Source organism: Mesorhizobium sp. P2_C7 (assembly GCF_056404515.1).
In genome coordinates this window covers 244924-265502 of sequence record NZ_JBFUDW010000006.1, presented here as the reverse complement: position 1 = coordinate 265502, position 20579 = coordinate 244924, and the positions used below count along the sequence as shown (strand labels likewise).

At 60.6% G+C, this 20579-nt stretch carries 16 protein-coding genes; 5 read left to right on the top strand and 11 right to left on the bottom strand.

The features are described from left to right. Positions 1 to 121: 121 nt before the first annotated feature. Together AC1D2G_RS15225 and AC1D2G_RS15220 are read left to right on the top strand one after the other, a co-directional pair. Positions 122 to 793 (top strand): ABC transporter permease, encoded by a 672-nt coding sequence (locus tag AC1D2G_RS15225; RefSeq protein ID WP_477414951.1) that lies wholly within the window; start codon positions 122 to 124, stop codon positions 791 to 793. Between the two features lie 44 nt (positions 794 to 837). Further along, positions 838 to 3204 carry a xanthine dehydrogenase family protein molybdopterin-binding subunit gene (locus AC1D2G_RS15220; RefSeq protein ID WP_477414949.1) on the top strand — a complete coding sequence of 789 codons (2367 nt, stop codon included), beginning with the start codon at positions 838 to 840 and terminating at the stop codon, positions 3202 to 3204. Positions 3205 to 3263: 59 nt separating this feature from the next. On the opposite strand, the gene AC1D2G_RS15215 is transcribed toward AC1D2G_RS15220, so the two are convergent. The 11 genes from AC1D2G_RS15215 to AC1D2G_RS15165 form a co-directional block, all read right to left on the bottom strand. After that, positions 3264 to 4259, bottom strand: coding sequence for an ABC transporter permease (locus tag AC1D2G_RS15215; protein WP_477226575.1), 996 nt, complete (start codon positions 4257 to 4259; stop codon positions 3264 to 3266). Beyond that, positions 4259 to 5218 (bottom strand): ABC transporter permease, encoded by a 960-nt coding sequence (locus AC1D2G_RS15210; protein WP_477344651.1) that lies wholly within the window; start codon positions 5216 to 5218, stop codon positions 4259 to 4261. Before AC1D2G_RS15210 ends, AC1D2G_RS15215 begins: the two co-directional genes overlap by 1 nt. Beyond that, positions 5218 to 6741, bottom strand: a complete 1524-nt coding sequence (locus tag AC1D2G_RS15205; protein ID WP_477414947.1) for a sugar ABC transporter ATP-binding protein — start codon at positions 6739 to 6741, stop codon at positions 5218 to 5220. Before AC1D2G_RS15205 ends, AC1D2G_RS15210 begins: the two co-directional genes overlap by 1 nt. A 60-nt stretch (positions 6742 to 6801) precedes the next feature. Beyond that, a complete protein-coding gene (locus tag AC1D2G_RS15200) occupies positions 6802 to 7917 on the bottom strand; it encodes a sugar ABC transporter substrate-binding protein (protein ID WP_457154889.1) in 1116 nt (371 codons plus the stop codon). 124 nt (positions 7918 to 8041) lie between these two features. After that, a complete protein-coding gene (locus AC1D2G_RS15195; protein WP_477414945.1) occupies positions 8042 to 8989 on the bottom strand; it encodes an ABC transporter permease in 948 nt (315 codons plus the stop codon). Continuing rightward, positions 8986 to 10569: a sugar ABC transporter ATP-binding protein gene (locus AC1D2G_RS15190; RefSeq protein WP_477414943.1), complete on the bottom strand. Its 1584-nt coding sequence runs from the start codon at positions 10567 to 10569 to the stop codon at positions 8986 to 8988. The genes AC1D2G_RS15195 and AC1D2G_RS15190 overlap by 4 nt, the downstream gene beginning before the upstream one ends. Before the next feature lie 64 nt (positions 10570 to 10633). After that, a complete protein-coding gene (locus tag AC1D2G_RS15185) occupies positions 10634 to 11776 on the bottom strand; it encodes a substrate-binding domain-containing protein (protein ID WP_477414941.1) in 1143 nt (380 codons plus the stop codon). A gap of 76 nt (positions 11777 to 11852) precedes the next feature. Then, complete coding sequence (gene aldA, locus AC1D2G_RS15180; protein ID WP_477414939.1) at positions 11853 to 13343, bottom strand: aldehyde dehydrogenase; 1491 nt, start codon at positions 13341 to 13343, stop codon at positions 11853 to 11855. Between the two features lie 41 nt (positions 13344 to 13384). Further along, positions 13385 to 14416 carry a 4-hydroxythreonine-4-phosphate dehydrogenase PdxA gene (pdxA, locus tag AC1D2G_RS15175; protein ID WP_477414938.1) on the bottom strand — a complete coding sequence of 344 codons (1032 nt, stop codon included), beginning with the start codon at positions 14414 to 14416 and terminating at the stop codon, positions 13385 to 13387. A 228-nt stretch (positions 14417 to 14644) separates the two neighbouring features. Next, a complete protein-coding gene (locus AC1D2G_RS15170) occupies positions 14645 to 15739 on the bottom strand; it encodes a four-carbon acid sugar kinase family protein (RefSeq protein WP_477301197.1) in 1095 nt (364 codons plus the stop codon). Next, positions 15726 to 16625, bottom strand: a complete 900-nt coding sequence (locus AC1D2G_RS15165) for a DeoR/GlpR family DNA-binding transcription regulator (RefSeq protein WP_477414936.1) — start codon at positions 16623 to 16625, stop codon at positions 15726 to 15728. Before AC1D2G_RS15165 ends, AC1D2G_RS15170 begins: the two co-directional genes overlap by 14 nt. Before the next feature lie 239 nt (positions 16626 to 16864). Here AC1D2G_RS15165 and AC1D2G_RS15160 point away from each other — a divergent pair, with 239 nt between their 5' ends. From AC1D2G_RS15160 to AC1D2G_RS15150, 3 genes are all read left to right on the top strand, one after another. Next, positions 16865 to 17989, top strand: coding sequence for an ABC transporter substrate-binding protein (locus AC1D2G_RS15160; protein WP_477414934.1), 1125 nt, complete (start codon positions 16865 to 16867; stop codon positions 17987 to 17989). A 73-nt stretch (positions 17990 to 18062) separates the two neighbouring features. After that, on the top strand, positions 18063 to 19559 hold the full coding sequence (locus AC1D2G_RS15155) for a sugar ABC transporter ATP-binding protein (protein WP_477414932.1): 1497 nt from the start codon (positions 18063 to 18065) through the stop codon (positions 19557 to 19559). A 2-nt stretch (positions 19560 to 19561) separates the two neighbouring features. Further along, on the top strand, positions 19562 to 20563 hold the full coding sequence (locus AC1D2G_RS15150) for an ABC transporter permease (RefSeq protein ID WP_477414930.1): 1002 nt from the start codon (positions 19562 to 19564) through the stop codon (positions 20561 to 20563). The last annotated feature ends 16 nt before the right edge of the window (positions 20564 to 20579 follow it).

Here is a 20579-nt window from a genome sequence, read left to right as displayed (position 1 = left end):
AGTCGCTGTGATAAGGATATCCACCGTCGTCCTCCTGCTCGCGTTCTGGCAGGCAATCGCCATTTCGGGACTGCTCTACCAAGGCGTTGTTCCGCAGCCGCTCTCGGTCTTGAGCGCACTTGTGGCCGAATTCGGCGACGCGACCTTCTATCGCGACCTGGCGATCACCCTTTTCGAATCCTTCACAGGCTTCTTTGCGGGGTCGGCTATCGCTGTCGTGGTCGGCATATGGCTCGGTTCGAATCCGTTTATGCGCAGGGCCTTCGAGCCTTACATCCATGCCCTCGGAAGCACGCCCAAGATAATCTTCCTGCCCATCCTGTTTCTGGTCTTCGGATTGGGCATCGAATCGAAAATCGCCAAGGCCGCCATGTCGGCCTTCTTTCCCGTTGTTTTCAGCACGATCACAGGCTTCCTCCTGATCGACAAGGCGCTGCTGAACGTCGGGCGCAGCTTCAATCTGAGCCTCTGGCAAATGGGCCGTATGATCTATCTCCCTGCCATGTTGCGCCCCTTGTTCGTAGGGTTCCAACTCGGCATAGCGATGTCGATCATCGGCGTGCTTTCCGCCGAGATCGCCTACGCCAATATCGGTCTGGGCGCGCGCCTGATCCACTATTCCGATGCCTTCAACATCAGCGCGATGTACGCAGTGATCGTTGTGATCTTTGCGGTCACGTCGCTTGTGAATTCCGGTTTCTCCCTGCTTCAGCGGCCATTCCTGCATCACGAACGCTCGCGCGAGGGTGTCACGAGCGCCAAGCAGGGCCGATCGACCGCAGCTACGCCGTAACGGCATCCCGAGCCGACCATGACGGCATAAGAGGCAGACAGCTGATGGAAAATCGCGGCATCGGAGCATCCGTCGAAAGGCGGGAGGATCTGCGCCTCATTCGCGGCCTTGGCCGCTACACCGACGACGTGTCGACCGAATTTTCGCGGGTGCTTCATCTCGTCGTCGTCCGCTCGCCCCATGCGGCGGCGCGGATCGTTTCCATTGATGCCTCGCAGGCGCGAAGCGCGCCCGGCGTCAGGGCGGTGCTGACGCGCGAGGAGATGGCGACAGAAAATTTTCATCCCTTCCCAACGCGGGTGCGGCGCAATCAGCCCGATGGCCAACCGAGTTTCGTTCCACCATACCTTCCCCTGGCTGATGGCTGCGCGCGCCACGTCGGTGACGCGGTTGCGGCCGTCGTCGCCGACACGCTCAACGAAGCGAAAGATGCGGCAGAGCTGATTGAAATCGAGTACGAAAGCCTGCCCTTCGTGGTCGACACCGCCGAAGCGGCGAACCCCGATGCCCCGCTCGTTTGGCCCTCACAGCCGAGCAACATCTGCTTCGAGCAACGATCCGGGGACAGGTCGGCCTGCGACGCCGCCTTCGCTACGGCGGCTCACGTCGTGTCGGAGCGTTTCGTCATCAGCCGCGTCGCCACCAACGCGCTAGAGCCGCGATCGGCCCTGGGCGCGTTCGATGAACGAACGCAGCGATTCACACTTTACGCCGGCATGCAGTCGCCTCATGCGATGCGCCGCGAGATCGCTCAGGTGTTCGGTCTGCCACCAAGCCGTTTCAGGATTGTCGCGCCGGACGTTGGCGGTGCCTTCGGCATGAAGGCCAGTCTGCATCCCGAACTCATTCTTGTGCTGTGGGCATCCAAACTGGTCGGCAGTCCGGTCAAGCACATATGCGAAAGGTCGGAGGGTTTCTTGTCCGACCATCAATCACGCGACAACGTCTCCGACGTATCTCTTGCCTTGGATGAGAGCGGCAAGTTCCTGGGTCTTCGCGTTTCGACTTTGGCCAATCTCGGAGCCTATGTCGCATCCAATGGGCTTCACTCGCCGACCAACAATATCGGCGGACTGGCCGGCCAGTACACGACCCCGGCCTTCGACGTGGTCGTGCGCGGCGTCTTCAGCAACACGCTGCCGACCTGCCCATACCGCGGCGCGGGCCGCCCCGAGGCGTCGTTCTGCATAGAGCAGATCATCGACAAGGCGGCTCGACGGTTGAACATTGACAGGGTCGAGATCAGGCGACTGAACATGATCCCTGCAAGCGCGATGCCTTTCAGGACCCCGCTTGTGTTTACCTATGACAGCGGCGAGTTCGAGGCCGTCATGGACAAATGTGTGGCCGCCGCCGACTGGGGCCGGTTCGAAGAACGCCGGGAGGAAGCAAAGGCCCGCGGTTTTCTGCGAGGAATCGGCATCGCTTGCGTCATCGAGATCGCTGGCGGGCCATTCGAGCGTCCTTTCGAAGAGTCCGCGGAAATCCGCTTCGATTCGTCGGGCAATGTGACGATCCTGGCCGGCAGCCATTCGCAGGGACAGGGTCATGAGACTGCCTACCTCCAGATGGCGCAGGAGTTCCTCGGATTGTCGTGCGAGAACGTGCAAATCATCTTTGGAGATACCGACGCCGTGCCGCACGGGCGCGGAACATTCGGATCGCGAACCATGATGGCGTTTGGAGCGGCCTTCGTGCGCGCGACGCAGAAGGTCATCGAGAAAGGCCGCCTCATCGCAGCACACCTGCTGAATGCGCCGGGAAGTGCCATTGAATTCAGGGATGGCTATTTTTCAGTTGCCGGCACTAACCGGAACATTTCCCTGGCCGAGGTAGCGATCGCGTCCTTCGTGCCGTCCAGAATGCCTTTGGGACTGGAAATCGGCCTTCAGGAGACGGCAATCGTTGCGCTCGAGCAGGCCACCTATCCCAATGGATGCCACATCTGCGAAGTGGAAATCGATCCGCAGACGGGCATGACCGACATCGTCGCCTATAACGTCGTCGACGACGTCGGCGTGCTGATAAACCCGATGCTCGTCAAGGGACAGATCCAGGGCGGCGTTGCCCAGGGTGCTGGACAGATATTGAGCGAGCAGGTCGTCTACAGCGAGGACGGCCAGATCGTGACGGGGTCGTTTATGGACTACGGCATGCCTCGCGCCGACGATCTTCCCTCTATCAACGTCGAAAGCCATTCCGTCCCCACCACGACCAATCCGCTTGGTGTCAAGGGAGCGGGCGAGGCCGGGACGGTGGGCGCGCTGCCCGCGGTCATGAGCGCCATCAAGGATGCCCTGCTGCCGATGGGTGTTCAGCAACTGGAAATGCCGGCGACACCATCAAGGATCTGGGGAGCGCTTGCCGCGGCAAAGGAGGCTGCTCCAGTTTTTCAGGCCGGCGATCGGTGAACACATCACTGCTGTAGGTCGGATTGGCGACATGCAGCTTCCGGCTCCGCCAGGAGCGTTCAGATGTCCTGGTTCTTATTGGTGAGACCGTGGACAAGCAGCATGACCAGGATGATCGCACCGAAGATCATCTCGCGCGCGGCAGCGGGCATCTGCATCACCGAAAGGATCGACGACAGAAGCGTGATGAAGATCGCACCGGCGAAGGTGCCGACATAGTTCCCTCGACCACCCTGAATGGAGGTTCCCCCGACCACCACAGCCGAGATGACCGGCATAAGATAAGGGTCGCCCATGCCCTGATAGGCCTGGTTGGTGTAGCCGAGCAGCAGGATAGCGCCGAAACTCGAAAACACTCCGGCAAGGACGAAGGTCGCCACTGTTACCAGACGCACCCGCGCCCCGGCAAGAAACACTGCACGTCGCGAATTGCCCAGTGCATAGAGGTAGTTGCCATAGACGGTACGCCGGAGCATCCAGACTGTGATCACGGCGACACCGAGCCATACGAGAAAGGCGTTGGGGATGCCGAAGGTCCGACCGATCGCCGCCTGCGTCGCCAGCCAGGGGACCTCGCCGTTGGGACGGCTGTTTCCGGTGTAGAAAACCGTGGCGCCAAGCAGCATGGCGTTGACCGCTAGCGTCCAGACCATCGCGGGTACGCGAAAAACGGCAACACCGATGGCGTTCAAGAGCCCAACACCCATGCCAAAGCATAGGCCCAGCGGAATTGCCAGGCTGGCGATCACGGGGTTGGAGCTGCCAGAGGCCGAGATGACGACAATCGCCGTGCCAGTGATCGTCCACGGCACCGAAAGGTCGATCTCGCCCAGCAGGATCACCAGCATGGCACCGGTTGCGATGATACCAAGAAAGGCGGCGATCTGAAGCTGCTGTAGAATGTAGCCGGGCTTCAGGAAGCCGGGGTACAACAGCGAACCGCCCAACAGCAGAGCGACGCAGCCCAGCGCAATCAGCAGGACCGATACGTGGTCCCGGCTTAGCCAGCGACGGGATTTGTAGGACGTAGCGCTTCGTGCGGCTGCATCAGTCATCAGCGGTACAACTCAAGCCGGCTGCGCACCCGGAAAACGCCGAGCGCGCCGAGTGCAATTGCGGTTGCGAGGATCAATCCCTCGAAGAACGGTTGCGCCAACGGCGGCAGCCCGGAGAAGAACATCAGCGACGAGATCGTCTTGAGGATCAAAGCGCCGATAACGGCGCCGATGGGGCTGCCGACGCCACCGCTCAACGCCACTCCGCCCAACACGATGGCGCCGATCGAGTTCAGCGTGTAGGACGGCGCGATATTGGGATCGCCAGTAAGCGTGACCATGCTGACATAGATGCCGGCAAGGGCCGCGATAAAGCCGCTGCTGCCGTAGGCAATGAGCTTGAGCCGGTTCACGCGAAGGCCGGTCATGTAAGCCGACTGTTCCGACGATCCGACGGCATAGAGGCCGAGACCGATGTCCGACCGGCGCAGAAGGACCATCAGAGCGACAAGAACGATGACAAGAATAATCGCCGAGACCGGGGCGCCTGCCACTGCATAGGTGAGCGCATCTGACATTGTCTCATTGATGCTGCCTCCGGGCGTAGGCCGCAGAAGCAGAGCGATGCCACCGAAGATGCCACCCGTCGCAAGGGTGGTGACGATTGGCTGCACCCGGCCATAGACAACCACGATCCCATTCACCAGCCCGCAAGCCACCCCGACGGCCAGCACTGCAATCATACCAAGGGCAATCGAGGTCGGAGATCCATTGAGAAGGAACGAGGCCACCACGTTGGTCAGCGCAATAATAGACCCTACCGACAGATCGATTCCCTTGACCAGAACCACAAAGAACTGAGCGATCGCGGCAAGCCCAAGCAATGTCCCCTGGTTCGACCAGATGGTAACCACATAGGTTGAAAAGCCGCGTGGATGGATGGCTATATAGCCGGCGAAAAGTATCACCAGCGCGAGCGCGGCAATCGCTTCCTTTGCGTTTTGGCGTAGCCAGGTCATCATGCTCGGGCCTCAGCGTGAAGGTGCACGTTCATCGAGGCGGCGATGAGCGCATCGGCGGATAGCTGATCGCCCTTTAGTTCCTTGGCCACACTGCCCCGGTAGAAGACATAGACCCGGTCGCACAAGTGGATAAGTTCCTCATAGTCGGTCGATTGCAGGATCACAGCCATCCCCTCGGCCGCCAGGTCGGTGAGCAGCCTGTAGATCTGAGCCTTGGTCGGCAGGTCAATGCCTCGTGTCGGGTCCATCAGCAGCAGACATTTGGGCGACAACACCAGCCATTTGGCCAGCACCACCTTCTGCTGGTTGCCGCCTGACAGCGTCGAGACGGGGTCGTCGAGCGAACCGTAGGTCAGTGCCAGCCGTTCGATCAGTTCTTGGAGCCGGGCCTCGTTGTTGCCGTTCAGGTCGAGCAGGCCGAAGGGCGCGCGCCCAAGAACCGCCAAGCGCAGGTTTTGCGCCACCGACATGCTGGGGATCAACCCTTCGGTCTTGCGATCCTCAGGCACGAGCGCCAGACCGATATCGGATTGCTTCACCCTCGGCGGCTGCAGGCCATTCAGTCGCTTGCCATTGAGCGTGATGCGGCCCGTCACGCCGCGCAGCACACCGAAGACAGCATGCATGATCTGCTGCTGTCCCTGCGCGTCCAAACCGCCGAGCCCGACGATTTCGCCGGCGCGCGCGGCAAGCGACACGTCGACAAGCTGGCTTTGCCAACTGACGTTCGACACATCCAGAACGAGCGGCGCCGTGTCGGGCACAGGCGGGCGGCGCGGCGGAAACAGCTCTTCCAGCGAGCGGCCGATCATCAGGCCTACGATCTCATCGGTCGTGCGCGCGCCGACGTCGAAGGTCTCGATATGCTTGCCGTTGCGGAAGACGGATATGCGGTCGGCGATGGCGTCGACCTCGTGCATGCGATGCGAGATGAAAAGGATCGCGACGCCCTGCTCCTTCAGCATTCTGAGGACACCGAACACCGTTTCGACGAGTTCGCTGGTCAACGCCGAGGTCGCCTCGTCAAGGATAAGAAGCTTGGGCTTGCGGAACACGGCCTTGGCGATTTCCACAAGCTGGCGTTCGGACAGCGACAGGCCCGAGACGCGGGCGCCGAGCGGGATCGACCTGGCCCCTACGAGGTCCAGCGCCTCGCGCGCCTCCCGATAAACGCCGCGCTCGATCAATCCCATCCGGGTGCGAGGGGCGGCAAGCACGATGTTGTCGCCGACCGAAAGGTGCGGCATCAGTGACAGTTCCTGGAACATGCAGACCGTGCCCTGTTCGGCCGCCTCGCGCGGCGAGGAAAAGCGCACCGTCTGCCCGCCGATGGAGATCGTTCCTGTGTCCGGCTGGATGACACCGGCCAACAATTTCATCAGTGTTGATTTGCCGGCGCCATTTTCGCCGAGAATGGCGTGGACGCGTCCCGGCTCGCAGCGGAAATCCACCATGGTCAACGCCGGAACGCCACCGTAGGATTTCGACACCGATTTCAGTTCAACATAGCGGTCGGCCATGCGCGCTCCCTGCCGTCGACCTAGCCGGCGCAGACGCCGGCCAGGTTCGTGTGTCATTGCCTAGTTGGCGTTATCGGCCGTCTGGCCGTTCAGCTCATCCGGCGTGAATACGGGGAAGCACTGCGGAAAGCCGGTGGCCGTGTAGAAGGTCTTAGGCAGGTTGGGGTAGAAATCCTGGCCCTCCGCCAGGTCCGCATTGTTCTTCTGCGGGATAGGCAGGAAAACTTTCTGGGGCAGCGCATTGCCCTCCAGCAGCACGACCGAGGCCTCCAGCGCCATCGCGGCCAGCGCCGGCGCCTGGGCGGCAGTGATCCCCGGGTACTTGCCTTTGTTGACCAGCATCCGCGTGCCGTTGCCGGCGTCGAAGCCGACCGGTACGACCGGGTGCTTCGCGGCGGCCAGCGCCTCGAGAGCGCCAACGGAGCCCTCCTGGACAACGATACCGTCAAAATTGCCGTTGGTGGCGATGGCGTCGGACGTCACTTTCGACGCCGTACCCACGTCCCAGTCGCCCTCGACCTTGACCGCCTTTAGATCGGGGTACTTGGAGAAGACCTCGCTGAAGCCCGCTTGGTTGTCGCGGTCGACGCTGTTGCCGGGGACGCCATCGATCTCCAGAACCTGACCCGAAACATTGCCCTTCTTGGCCTTGATGCCATCGACCACGGCCTGCGCCTTGATCCGGCCCAGTTCGACCTGGTTTTCATTGATCTGCACGACCTGGTCGGAATCGAGGACGTTGTCATAGGTGACCAGCACTACACCGGCTTGCTTGGCACGCCTCACGACTGCGTCGAAGGCGGTGGGATTGACGGCATTGATGATCACGGCGTCGTAGCCGGCGGCGATGAAGTTGTCGATCGCAGAGATCTGCGCCGTGGAATCGTTGCCCACCGATATGATCTTCAGTTCGGACAGCTTGGACTTGTTCTCGGGACGGGCGCCCCAGGCTTTGGCGGTCTGGATTGAGTTGGCACGCCAATCGTTGCCGACATAGCCGTTGACCAAGGCAATCTTGTAGGGCCCGGACTTCTTCGGATACGAGATCACCGAAGCACTGTCTGGCGCAGAAGCGTAGCAGTCGGGCTTGTAGGTGTCCTGCGCCCAGGCGCTTGTGAACATTGCAGTGGATGCTGCAAGAGCGCCCATCATCAGAAGTGCAATACGTCTTTTCATTTCACTTTCCTCCCGTCTGTCGGCGACCATCGCCGGTTTTCAAATTGATCCCCCCGCAGTTACCGCCGCGGAGGCCGAATTCTTGGAATGAGCGCACATGGTCGGATCATGGGTTCTGCTGCCTTCAACGCCGGTTCAACGAGACGGCAATGATGATGATGGCTCCCTTGATCACCTCCTGGATGCTGGTCGAAAGACCGAGCACGAGAAGACCAAAGCCGAGAATTCCAATGAAGATTGCACCGACGACGGAACCGACAATTGATCCATAGCCGCCGAAGAGACTTGTCCCGCCTATGATCACGGCCGCGATGACGTCGAGTTCAAGACCCGCTCCTAGGCTGGGATTGCCGGCCGTCGAGCGGGCCGCGAGCATCATGCCTGCAAGGGACGCGGTCATGCCCGACAGGACAAAGGCGAAGATCTTCACGCCGTCCGTGCGCACTCCGGAAAAGCGGGCGGCTATGGCATTTCCGCCAGTCGCATAAACACGCCTGCCATAGGGCATCTGGTGCAAGAGATAGTAGCCGCCCGCGGTCAGGACGATGGTCCACCAGATTGGCGCCTGGATGCCTAGAAAACTGCCATTCCAGAACAGGTTCGAAAAATCATCATCGACGATAGACACCGGCCGAGTGCCGGTGATCGTTAGTGCCAATCCGGAAAAGATGGAGAGCATGCCAAGCGTTACGAGAAACGATGGAATGCGCAATTTTGTAACAAGGATGCCCGAGGTCGCTCCTATCGCGGCGCCGGCGCCCAGAACCAGAAGTGCGGCGACATAGGTCGGGACATTCTGCTCGAGCAACAGCGCCCCGATCATCCCTGAAAAGCTGGCGAGGGATCCGACCGAGAGGTCGATTTCACCGCAGATGATCACGAACGTCATGCCGATCGCCATTGCGGAGACGATGGCTGTGATGCGCAAAACCGCGCTTGCAGTTGAGACAGAAGCGAAGTGGGGAGCAAACAGGACGAAATAGAGGGTGATAGCCAGGAAGATTACATAGGTGATGTGATCGCGTAAGAAATTCATTGCACTTGCGCGCAAGGGCATCGACGACTGTTTCATGCTGCAACTCCCTGGGCGCGTATGCTGGTTTGTCTGGCGGCCTCGGCCTGCAGCATCGCGCGAAGTCCTGTCTCGTCATGCGCTTGACCGATGCTGCGCGTGATCCGTCCATCCGCCATCACAAGAATGCGATCGGACAGATCCAGGAGTTCCTCGAGTTCCGAAGAAACGAGCAGCACGGCGACGCCTTCGCCGGCTGTACGACGCACAAGTTCGCGCATATCGCGCTTGGCGTTGATGTCGACGCCCGAGGTAGGCTCGTCGAGGATCAACAGCTTAGGCTTCATTGCCAGCCATTTGGCGAAGACGATCTTCTGCTGATTGCCGCCCGAAAGCTCCTGGGCTTTCTGCAAGGGACCGCGACACAGGATATTGAGATCGTCTCGGCATTGTCGGAACAGAGCCGTCATCCGGGCCTTCGCCATCGGCCCGAACGGACCCGCCAGCGAGAAATCGGAAAGGCGGGGAAGCGAGAGGTTCTCCTCGATAGAGCGCCCGCCTACAAGACCTTCGAGCCGGCGGTCTTCCGGAACAAGCGCGACACCGGCAGCGATGGCCCCCGTGACACTGCCCAGCCGAACCGGTTCACCCGCGACGGCGATGTCGCCCGAGACATCGGGAAGGACGCCGAACAAGGCCTTGGCCAAGGTCGACCGTCCGCTGCCCACAAGCCCGGCAAGGCCGACGATCTCACCTGGGTCGATCGAAAGCGATACGCCAGCCAGCTTGCGTGACGTGGCAAGATTGCTGACCTCCAGGGCAGGGGTTCCCGCAGCCGTTGCCGGACGGCGCGTCGCGGGCGCTGCGGCGGCTGGCAAAGGCGCTTGGCCCTTTGGCCGCGACATCATCGCGGCGATATCCTCGATGGATGTCTTGCTCGGATCAAGCGGGCCAACCAGTCGCCCATCCTTGATGATCGAGATGCGATCCGAAAGCCGCAGCACATCGGCCATGCGATGGCTGATGTAGACGATACCGATCCCGTTCTGCTTGAGTTGGCCGATGGTGCGAAAGAGCGTTTCCTCCTCGTGGATGGTCAGAGATGAAGTCGGCTCATCCATCACGAGCAGCTTGGCGCCCCGCGAAATCGCCTTGAGGATCTCGACCATCTGGCGTTGGGCGAAGGCCAGATCGCCCACCCGCGCCGAGGCGTCGAGTGAGAATGCATAGCGCTCGATCAAAGCCCGAGCCTCGCGAACCATTTTTCTGCTGTCGACACGCCGGCCAAAGGCGAGGGGCTCGCGAAGGATAAAGAGGTTCTCGGCAACCGAGCGGTTCGGCAAGACGCTCAGTTCCTGGAAGATCATCGCGATCCCGCGATCGATCCTCTCTCGAAGCGACAAGGCGGTGACATCCTGTCCGTCAAACAGAATCCGGCCTTCATCCGTTCGATACGCCCCCATGAGAATCTTCATGAGCGTCGACTTGCCCGCGCCGTTTTCGCCGAGCAGTGCATGCGTTTCACCAGCCATGACATCGAACGAAATGTCCGAAAGCACGCGGTTGGCGCCAAACGACTTGCCGATGCGTTGCATCGTTACGATAGCGTTCTTGGACGTTGAAGTTGTCGCTTCGGGCATGACGATTTCTCGATCGCTCGGGGAGCGCCGGCGGACTGCTGCGGCCCGCCGGCGAAAGAAGGAGCTAGAAGCACTCGCCGTTGCAGATTTTCACCACCGAAGCCGGCGCATCTTCCTTTGTGACCTGCTTGAGGGCACTGAGGAGGTCGAGCTTCTTGACGCGCAATGTCGGCACCGAAATGTATGGCGGGACCTCATGTCCAAGCAACGCAAGCGCGGCCGCCTTGGCCTCGGCGACGCCCTGGTCATAGGGACGCTGCGCGCCTACGGCCAGAAATTCGCCACGTGCAACGTTCAGCGCGCTGTCCGCGGCGACGTCATTCGTGGTGACGACGATATCGCGCCCAAGTGTCTTGGCCGCGGCCACGACTTGCTGGGCGGGCGTGTCCCAGGCAACGAAAATGCCCTTCATGTCGGGATGCGCCGTCAACATGGCGGTGGCAACCTCGTAGGCCTTCTCCGGCGCGGTGAAGGTGCCGACATCCGCGACCTTGATGTCGGGATGTTCGCCGAAGGCCTTCAGTGCGCCGACCTTGCGGGCCGCAACGGAGTAGTAATAGTCATAAACCAGCGTGATGACGCCGACCTCGCCCTTGCCGCCAATCGCACTTACAAGTTCCTGCGCGGCGAAATAGGCGTTCTTCTCATTGTCGGAGGCGACAACGGACACATAGTCCTTGCCCGGCGCCATATCGACCGGGACATTGTCCATGAAAACCAGCTTGATGCCGGCGGCTGCCGCCTTCTTGTAAGCTTCGGATTCAGACTTCGGATCGATCGGGATCGAGAAGATCACATCCGGCTTACGGGCAATCATCTGCTCGAGATCGCTGATTTGCTGGCCGGGCTGGAACTTGGCGTCGGTGGTTCCGACAATCTCGATGCCAAAGTCCTTGAGTGTGTTGGTGATTCCGGCGACCTGCAACTGGGGCCAGCCGGCATCCATGGTATGCATCACCAGTCCTGCGGTGAACTTTCCGGCCTTGAGCTTGGCAAKGTCGTCGGCCGAAAATTTTAGCACATCTGGCGACACCGCCGGCGGGCCGTCCGGGAAGCCCGGGACGGGTTGGCCCCTCGGCGACAGGGGCAGCGGCTCGAGCAAGGCCTTTGCCTCAGGTGGAATGGTGTCATCGGCGATCGCCGAGGATGCGGCCATTCCTGACAGCGCCACGGCCAAAGCGGCCGCCATAAACCCACGATAGTGCATTTCATTCCTCCCGATCATATGAAACGGCCGTATCGGCCGGGTGGCGACCTGGCTGGTCGTACTGGTTGGGCGGTGTTCAGCGCCCGTAAGGCATCAATGCCGCCGTGGCGGCACCCGAGTAATTCACGTAGACCGTCTTCTTGCGCATGTAGCTCTCGAGCCCATGCACGCCGTCGTCACCGCCCAGTCCGCTTTCGCGGAAGCCGACATGGAAACCCTGCAGCATTTCCGGTCCAATCCGGTTGACGTAGATCTCACCGAACGAAACCTCGTTGACGGCGTTCATGACGCGGCTCAGATCATTGGTGAAAAGATAGGCCGACAGGCCATAGCGACTGGCATTGGTGATGCTGACCGCTTCCTCGAAGGTGTCGAAGGGCATGATCGGCACGACCGGGCCGAAGATTTCGCGCGTCATGATCGGCATGTCGGGCGTCACATCGGTCAATACGGTCGGATTGAGCCAGTAGCCGCCATCGATCGGCGCCTTGGTCGGGCGGCCACCGGCGAGAGCGAGCCTGGCGCCACCTGCGACGGCTTCGGCAAGAACCGCCTCGACCTTTTCCAACTCCTCACGGCTGACCTTGGGGCCGATATCGGTGTTTGCCTGCATCGGATCACCGACGACGAGCGACTTGGAGAATTCCACGAAGCGCGTGACGAACTGATCGTAAATCGAACGATGTACGAGCGTGCGTTCGTTGCAGATGCAGACTTGTCCGCAATTCATGTAGCGCGAGGTGGCTGCCGAACGCACTGCCAGGTCGAGATCGGCATCGGCCAGGACGATGAATGGCGCCTTGCCGCCGAGCTCCAGCGAAACCGGCGTCAGATTGCGCGAAGCGTTGGCCATGATGCGCTTGCCGGTCGGCACGCTGCCCGTCATGGTGATGAGGTCGATTCCGGGTTCCGTGCAGAGCACTTCGCCTATGGTTTCACCTCGTCCCGTTATGATGTTGACCACGCCAGCCGGCACGCCCGCTTCGACAAAGATGCGACCCAATTCAAGTGCCGATAGTGGCGTGTCTTGATGCGGCTTGAGGACGATGGTGTCGCCGGCGATCATGGCGGGCGCCACCTTTCGGCTGACCAGGGCGCTCGGGTAATTCCACGGAATGATGGCGGCGACGACGCCTACAGGCACGCGCTGGATCCAGACCTGCTCTCCCGCATAGTCGGATGGCAGGATCTCACCTTGAATGCGACGGGCAAACTCGGCGTAGTAGTCGAAGAACTCGGCCGCGCCGCCGACTTCACCTATTGCTTCATTAATCGGTTTGCCTTGTTCCCTGACCACCACCTCGGCCAGATGTCGGGCGTTCTCCCGGATCAAGACCGCGATCCGCTTCATGATCGCCGCACGGGCGAGAGGTGATTTGAGCCCCCAAGCCTTCTGCGCCTTGCGGGCGGCTTCTATCGCTTGGCGAGCCTGATCTGGGCTTGCCTCGGGCACGTCGACAAAGGCCTTGCCGTTGGCCGGATTGATCACCGGGCGCGTGCCGGCTTCGCCGGAGACAAACTTCCCGTCGATCAACATGTGATGGGATTTCTTGTCTTCTACTGCCATGGTTCAATCCGCTTCTGCGTGCGTTGCAGGCGTGCCGACGCCTAAGGGTTGGATTTTGCCGCGGCCATTTGGACCGCGAACTCGATCGCTTCGATAAGACTGTCCTCGTTGGCGATGCCCTTGCCGGCGATGTCGAAGGCCGTGCCGTGATCGACGGAGGTGCGGATGATCGGAAGGCCGAGCGTGACATTGACACCGGAGAGCGCCTTCCACTGACCGGTCGCGGGATCGACGTTGAAGCCGAGCAGTTTCACCGGGACATGGCCCTGATCGTGATACATCGCGACCACCGCGTCATACTGGCGGGCGCGCAACTTGACGAAAACCGTATCGCCCGGAACAGGCCCAAACACGGTAAAATCGGCGGGCGTGTAGGAAGCGACGACGGGGGTCGTGATGTCGATATCCTCACGCCCGAAAATGCCGCCTTCGCCGGCGTGCGGATTGAGCGCGGCAATCGCAATGCGGGGATGGGCAATGCCAAGGCCGTGCAACGCCTCGACCGTCAACTGGATTACCCGCCGCAACCGAGGTTCGGTCAGTTTCGACGGAACCTGTGCGAGCGCTACATGGGTCGAGACATGGCTGACGCGAAAATCGCCATGGGCCAGCATCATCACGGAATCGCGGGCGCCTGTCAGGTCTGCCAGCATGTCGGTGTGACCGGCATAGTGATAGCCGGCCAGATTGAGCGCTTCCTTGTTGAGGGGAGCCGTGACGATGCCTGCAATTGAACCGGCCTGTGCCAGGCGAACGGCTTTTTCGATCGCCAGATAGGCGAGGCGCCCGCCTTCGGCCGACATGACGCCCGTTTCAATGGGTGTCCGTTCAGGGCCGGCTTCGAGAAGGGCTACAGGCGGAAAAATCCCACCGGCGGAAGCCGACGGATCTTCCTCCTCGATGCGCCCGGAAATCGACTCCATTGCACGCATCGCGGTGACGCTGCCGATAATGAGAAGCGACAACGATCCTTCGGCAAGGCGCGGTTTCAGCCGTGCGCATGCCTTTGCGATGATCTCAGGGCCGATGCCCGCAGGATCACCCATTGTGATGCCGAGTCTTGGACCAGACATAAACGCCCCTAATCGGTCAATTGTGATCATCTTCTAATCCTTCTAACCATGAATGCGCAATAGTTTTCTTTTTCAGTCATTCGTAATCACCTGAATGGTGAAAATCCGGCTGTTTGCCTGCCTCTCCGTGGGTGCGATCCCGGTGTATTCGGCTGCTGAGACATCGTTTGACGCCATTTGACCGGCGGGGATGGACCCGCCGGTGCTTTTGGCCGGCGATTGTCTTGATCAGCGACGCGCGAGAGCCGCGAGCCTGCAGAGCAGGGCACTGTCGCCGAATGCGCCAGATTTCGAAATTGTGGCTAGCCCCTCGAAAACGCCGCCTTTGACTCTGGAAACCGGAAGCCCTGGCTCAATCTCGCATTCGACCGTGAGTTCGACGGCACCCAGGCTGTCGCACACCGATCGCAATGTTTCGCCGCCAGTGACGAGCAAGGTGCCGGGCTTTGGCAAGCCCGCGAGAAGCGAGGCAAACACCTTGCCGATATGATCTGCCACGACGTGGCGATCGCCCGATGCAACGACGCTGACAGCCGACGGCTCCCCGCGCATCATCCGTTTCGCCAAACGCATTTTCGCTTTGTCGACGTCGTGTTCCACGACGATATGCGCATCTGCATGCCTGGCGGCAAAGAGGGCTACCTGTCCCGCCGTGACCTCATGATTTGTGCCGACAAGGGCCAGGAATGGAGCGGAAAACGCAGGAACAGGCTTGTGCGGCGCATTCATGTGCCGTGCAAGTGCCGCCGCCAAGCCGCCAGTACCGACCCACAACGTCGCGCCCTTCGGCGCCGTCGCGACGATCTTGTCCAGGTCCGCATCCGTTTCGGCGTCATAGAGTGTGATGAAATCAACTGGGCGTGACCCTGGTGTTGAACGCCCAGCCGGAAAGCGCTGGCCTAGACCGGCGACAAGGTCGGGACCTACCATTTCGGGTTGATCGAGTCGCCATTGGCGCCCAAGGCGCGTAACACGTCCCTGAAATGGGAACGCAGGTGCCAGAACAACGCGCTGGTACGCCCCGTTGAGGATGCAGGCCTCGATTTCGGCGATGACGTGGCCGCGCAAGAGGCTGTCGATCTTCTTGAAACTCAGGTGTCCGGCGGCAAGCCATGGCGCAAGCGTCCGGTGTCGCTCGACGGCCGTCGCCACTGGCCCCTCCCGGGTGGCGGCATCGATAGCCATACGCCCCGCAAACGTACGGTCCAGCTGCCAGCTGACCCCAATGCCATTCCCAGGCGATGCGAAGGAAACCGCGCTGTCCAGGGCCCCGGTCAGGTCGTCGGCGACGACCCGGATATCCATAGCCTCAAGAGCGCTCAACTGAAGAACCCGAACGGCTGACGCGCACGACCCTGACGTCCACATCGAGCGTTCGAAGATTGGTGAGGTGAGCCTGATCGATGCCCTCGTCGGTAATGATCTGGTGGATGTCGGCCAGACGGCAGATGGTGCAAAAATTGGGCGCGGTGAACTTCGAATGGTCGGCAAGCACGACGACGCGGCGCGCCGCGGCGATCATCGCCTGCTTCATTGCCGCAACCTCCAGGGAGGTCTCCGTGAGCATGTCGCCGGTGATGGCATGCGTCCCCAGAATGGCTATGTCGGCGTGAATGGTTCGCAGGAAATTCTCGCCAGGCTGGCCGATAAGGGTCAGCGAACCAGGCTTGCAGGTGCCTCCAGGCATGACCAGGCGTACTTCCGGCACAGGTGCAAGGATCTGCGCGATCGCAAGGCTGTTGGTCACGGCCGTAAGCGGGATAGGCGCCGCAGCGATGGCGCGGGCGACTTCCAGAACGGTCGTGCTTGCGTCGAAAATGACGCTCTGGCCGGCTCGAAGTTCCGACATCATGGCAGCGCCTATGGCCTCTTTCTCAGCCCTGGCGAAATGCGCTGCAGTGGCGAGATCCGGCTCGAAGGTGGCCAGTTCCGTGCGTTGAAGCATCGCCCCGCCATGCGTTCGCTCCAATGCTCCTTGGCGTTCAAGCGTCTCGAGATCGCGCCGGATCGTCGAAGGCGACGCGCCGATGAGATCGATGAGTTCCTGAACGCCGACGGCTCCTTCTCGTTTCAGGCATTCAAGAATGAAGGCGTGACGCTTGGCCGGAATCAGATCGACCCGTCCGCGCCCGCCGTCGTCTTCCCATGACCCGGCGGACACGACAGGCGCCATGTCTTCCATCGCTGATTTTCGGACATTCCTTGCCACGTTCGCATCTCCGCATGGTGTCGCAACGCGCTCGCCTGAATCACAGCGCGCTCTGCATCGCGAATATCACGAATCCCTCAGGCGAGCCCAATGATTTGTCACCTTGGTGGGCAAATTGCTATCGTTTTTGGTTGACTTAGAATTATTTTGACTGATTTTGACCGCATATGGTAATCAAGTGTCGTCAATCGTCGTCATCTGGTGGTTGGAGAACGAGCAGTTCTGGTCAAAAAGTCTAAATGAATCAGCAATGCAAAGGGCCAGTGGGCTCCATTGCGAACCGGGTTGGAGGAACCATGTTTTTCTTGTCTAGGCTGAAATCGGCCGTCATCGGCGTCGCTGCTGCGGCCTTCTTGTCAACGGCGGCTGTCGCTGCCGACGGCCCCACGGTCGGCGTTGTCGTGCCGACCCTCGATGCGCAATTCTGGAACAGCTATGTCGCCTTCATGAAAAAGGGAGCGGATGAACTCGGCGTGAATCTCGTCGTGCTCAACGCCGACAACAAGCCCGACCAGATGGTCAAGTCGCTCGAGGATCTGGTGGCCCAGAAGGTCGATGGCATAATCTTCACGCCCTATTGGGCCACTGCCGCTCGTGGACTTACCTTGGCGAAGGAAGCCGACATACCGGTCATCCTCACTGACAGCTACCCGGATTTTTCGCCTCAAACCGAGCGTTTCCCAAACTACATCGCCTTTATCGGGCCGAGCGATGAAGACGCCGGATACCAAATGGCCAAGGCGCTGTTCGCTGCGATCGAGCCCGGGCCGGACGGTAAAAAAGTGATCGGCGTGGTCAACGGCACCGCCGGCACCTCGGTCGCCATTGATCGTCGCAAGGGTCTGGAAGACGCTCTCAAGGAAGCTCCCGATGTGCGTGTCGCTGGTGAGGTCGATGGCAATTTCGTCCGTGATACTTCGCAGACGGCATTTGAATCGCTCTTCCAGGGGAATCCGGAGATCACCGGCGTCTGGGCTGCGAACGGCGGCACTGCGACCGGCGTGATGGCCGCTCTCAAGAACCACGGGAAAACGCCGGGGAAGGACGTCATGGTCGTCGGAATGGATCTCAACCCTGAGAATGTCGAAGCGGTAAAGTCCGGCGATCTGCTCTTCGACATCGGCGGTCATTGGCTTCAGGGCGGCTTCGCCCTTGTCGCCCTCTTCGACCAGATCAAGGGCGTTCCGGTTCCCGCGGGCGCTGACAATGTCAAGCTGAAGCTGCTGCCGTTGACGAAGGATCGCGTTGCGCAGTTTGAAAAGGACTTTCCGGGCGGAGTGCCCACCTATGATTTCCGACAGCACTCCCGCTTCTACAACAAGGACGCCAAGCCAGCCGTTTTCGAGATGCAATACAGCAACTGAACGCAAGGTTCGGCCTGCCTGCAACCGCACGGTTGCCGGCAGGCTTCTCCCTGGCATTGGACGTATTCGATCCATGACGCTTACCGCGAGCGATCTGCGCAAGAGTTACGGCCAGACACGTGCCGTGGATGGCGTGTCGGTGGTGCTTCTGCCTGGTATGGTTCACGCCATCGTCGGCGAAAACGGAGCCGGCAAATCGACGACCCTGCGGATGCTCGCCGGTGCCGAACGGCCTGACAGCGGCGTGATGACGCTGGACGAAGCACGATATGCCCCACACAGTGTCAGCGGTGCGGCGGCCCTTGGTGTGTCGCTTGTTTACCAGGAAATCACGATCAACCGGTCGTTGTCGGTTGCTGAAAACATCTTTATCGATCGCCTGCGAAGGTTTGCCGGTCGCCTCGGTCTCATCGATCGCAGACGTATGGAATCGGCGGCGCAAGCGATCCTCGAGCGGATCGGCGCGCAAATACCAGTCTCTGCAGACACGGGCCGCCTCAATCTCGGCGAGCTGAAATGCATCGAGATCGCCCGAGCTCTGTCTACAAATCCGAAAATTCTCCTCCTCGACGAATCCACCGCCTATCTGGATCACCGCGAGGTTCAGGCGGTCCTTGGCGTCATCAACGAACTCAAGGTTCAGGGGATGACCGTAGCTTTCGTTTCTCATCATCTCGACGAGGTGCTTGCCGTCGCCGATGAACTGACGATTCTGAAGGATGGGCAATATGTCGGAACATATCGTACGGCCGAGATCGAGCCCAATGAAATTCATCGCCGCATGGTGGGACGCGACCTCGCGAAAGGTATCTATCCGTCTCGTCTGACGGCAGACCCAAGCAAGCCCGCGCGGGGCCCTGTTGTCTTCCAAGCCTGCGACGTGGCCGTTGGGCGCGAACTCAACGGCGTCAGCCTGGATGTTCATGCCGGCGAAATCCTCGGCCTTGCCGGATTGAAAGGCGCTGGCGCCGAGGCGCTGTTCGCAGCCATTTGCGGCGACCTGCCTTTAGGCCACGGCACGATGAGGCTTGCGGATGTTCCATTCGCGCCATCGAGCCCGACTGATGCTTGGCGGCAGGGCGTAGCCCATCTGCCCGGCGACCGTCACAATGAAGGGCTGATCGCTGAGTTCAGTGTCCTCGACAATCTGGTGATGGTCCGCCCACCCCGGCATGGGCCATTCTTCGACCGCCCCGCTGCCATCGCCATTGCGGCCGATCTCATCACTCGGATCGGAATCAAGACGCAGAGCATCGACGCGTCCTGCCGTTCTCTCTCGGGAGGCAATCTGCAAAAGGTGGTGATTGGCAAATGCTTGGCCGTACAGCCACGCCTGCTCCTGCTCAACAACCCAACGCGCGGCGTCGACATCGGCGCCCGCACGGAGATCTATCGAATCATACGGCAGAAGGCGGCGGAAGGCCTCGCCGTGATCCTTTCTTCGGAAGACATGCCTGAACTGATCGGTATGTCGGACCGCTTGCTGGTTCTCCGGCAAGGACATGTCACGCATCGCATCGAGACTGCAGCCGATGCCACCGAACACGACATCATTGGACATATGGCCTGACCATGGACACAAACGAGACCGCGAGCACCGCCATGACGCCGAGCGCAAGCGGCGAAAAAATCCGCAGCGCGAGCAGCTTCGAACTCCTCAAGCGCACTTTTCCGCTCGCGATGCTCGTTCTGCTCGTCGTCATATTCTCTCTGTCGTCGCCGCGCTTTCTCACCTTCAGCAACTTTCTCATCGTGCTTCAGCAGGGCACTGTGCTGCTGGTCGCGGCGCTGGGCATGACCTTCGTCATCATGGCGGGCTCGATCGATCTTTCGGTCGGTTCAATCGTCGCCCTCGCGGCATTGGCAACGGCCTTGACGGCCGATCGTCTCGGCGCTGCGGCAATCATTCCGGCCATTGCTGTTGGTGCGGTTGCCGGTTTGATCAATGGCGTGCTCCTCGCCAAGGGCAAGGTTCCTTCCTTCATAGCCACCATGGGTGCGATGGTGGTGTATCGCGGCATCGTGCTTCTGTTCACCCGCGGCGCTCCAGTGTCGATAGACGACGAGCAATTCCTCAACGCCTATGCCGAACGTACTTTGGGCATTCCCAATTCGGTGATCATTGGCCTGGTGCTGATGGTCCTTGCCTATGGCATCATCAACAGGACGGTGTTCGGACGCGAGGTCCGCGCCATCGGCGGTGGGGAACGCGTCGCCATCTTGACCGGCATTCAGGTCGCCCGCGTGAAAATCTACATGTATATGCTGCTCGGGGCCCTGTGCGGCATCGCGGGATTGCTGCAGGGGGCGCGCGCTATGGCCGCCACAGCGCAGCTCGGGGAAGGGCTTGAACTGGATGTCATTGCAGCCGTCGTGGTCGGCGGAACGCCTTTGACCGGAGGTGTGGGCAGTGTTGTCGGTACTGCGCTGGGCGTTCTGATCATCACGCTTCTGTCGAACGGCATGAACATGACCGGTGTCGATCCGTACCTCCAGAATATCGTCAAGGGGACGGTTCTCGTTTGCGCCGTATTCGTCACCATCGATCGCAAGAAGATTGGCATCATCAAGTAGCGACAGACCGGCTTCG

Bases quoted from the DNA above. Each gene is read 5' to 3' on its own strand.
- AC1D2G_RS15220 (WP_477414949.1), top strand. From the start codon at position 838: ATGGAAAATCGCGGCATCGGAGCATCCGTCGAAAGGCGGGAGGATCTG.
- AC1D2G_RS15215 (WP_477226575.1), bottom strand. From the start codon at position 4,259: ATGACTGATGCAGCCGCACGAAGCGCTACGTCCTACAAATCCCGTCGC.
- AC1D2G_RS15210 (WP_477344651.1), bottom strand. From the start codon at position 5,218: ATGACCTGGCTACGCCAAAACGCAAAGGAAGCGATTGCCGCGCTCGCG.
- AC1D2G_RS15205 (WP_477414947.1), bottom strand. From the start codon at position 6,741: ATGGCCGACCGCTATGTTGAACTGAAATCGGTGTCGAAATCCTACGGT.
- AC1D2G_RS15200 (WP_457154889.1), bottom strand. From the start codon at position 7,917: ATGAAAAGACGTATTGCACTTCTGATGATGGGCGCTCTTGCAGCATCC.
- AC1D2G_RS15195 (WP_477414945.1), bottom strand. From the start codon at position 8,989: ATGAAACAGTCGTCGATGCCCTTGCGCGCAAGTGCAATGAATTTCTTA.
- AC1D2G_RS15190 (WP_477414943.1), bottom strand. From the start codon at position 10,569: ATGCCCGAAGCGACAACTTCAACGTCCAAGAACGCTATCGTAACGATG.
- aldA (WP_477414939.1), bottom strand. From the start codon at position 13,343: ATGGCAGTAGAAGACAAGAAATCCCATCACATGTTGATCGACGGGAAG.
- pdxA (WP_477414938.1), bottom strand. From the start codon at position 14,416: ATGTCTGGTCCAAGACTCGGCATCACAATGGGTGATCCTGCGGGCATC.
- AC1D2G_RS15160 (WP_477414934.1), top strand. From the start codon at position 16,865: ATGAATCAGCAATGCAAAGGGCCAGTGGGCTCCATTGCGAACCGGGTT.
- AC1D2G_RS15155 (WP_477414932.1), top strand. From the start codon at position 18,063: ATGACGCTTACCGCGAGCGATCTGCGCAAGAGTTACGGCCAGACACGT.
- AC1D2G_RS15150 (WP_477414930.1), top strand. From the start codon at position 19,562: ATGGACACAAACGAGACCGCGAGCACCGCCATGACGCCGAGCGCAAGC.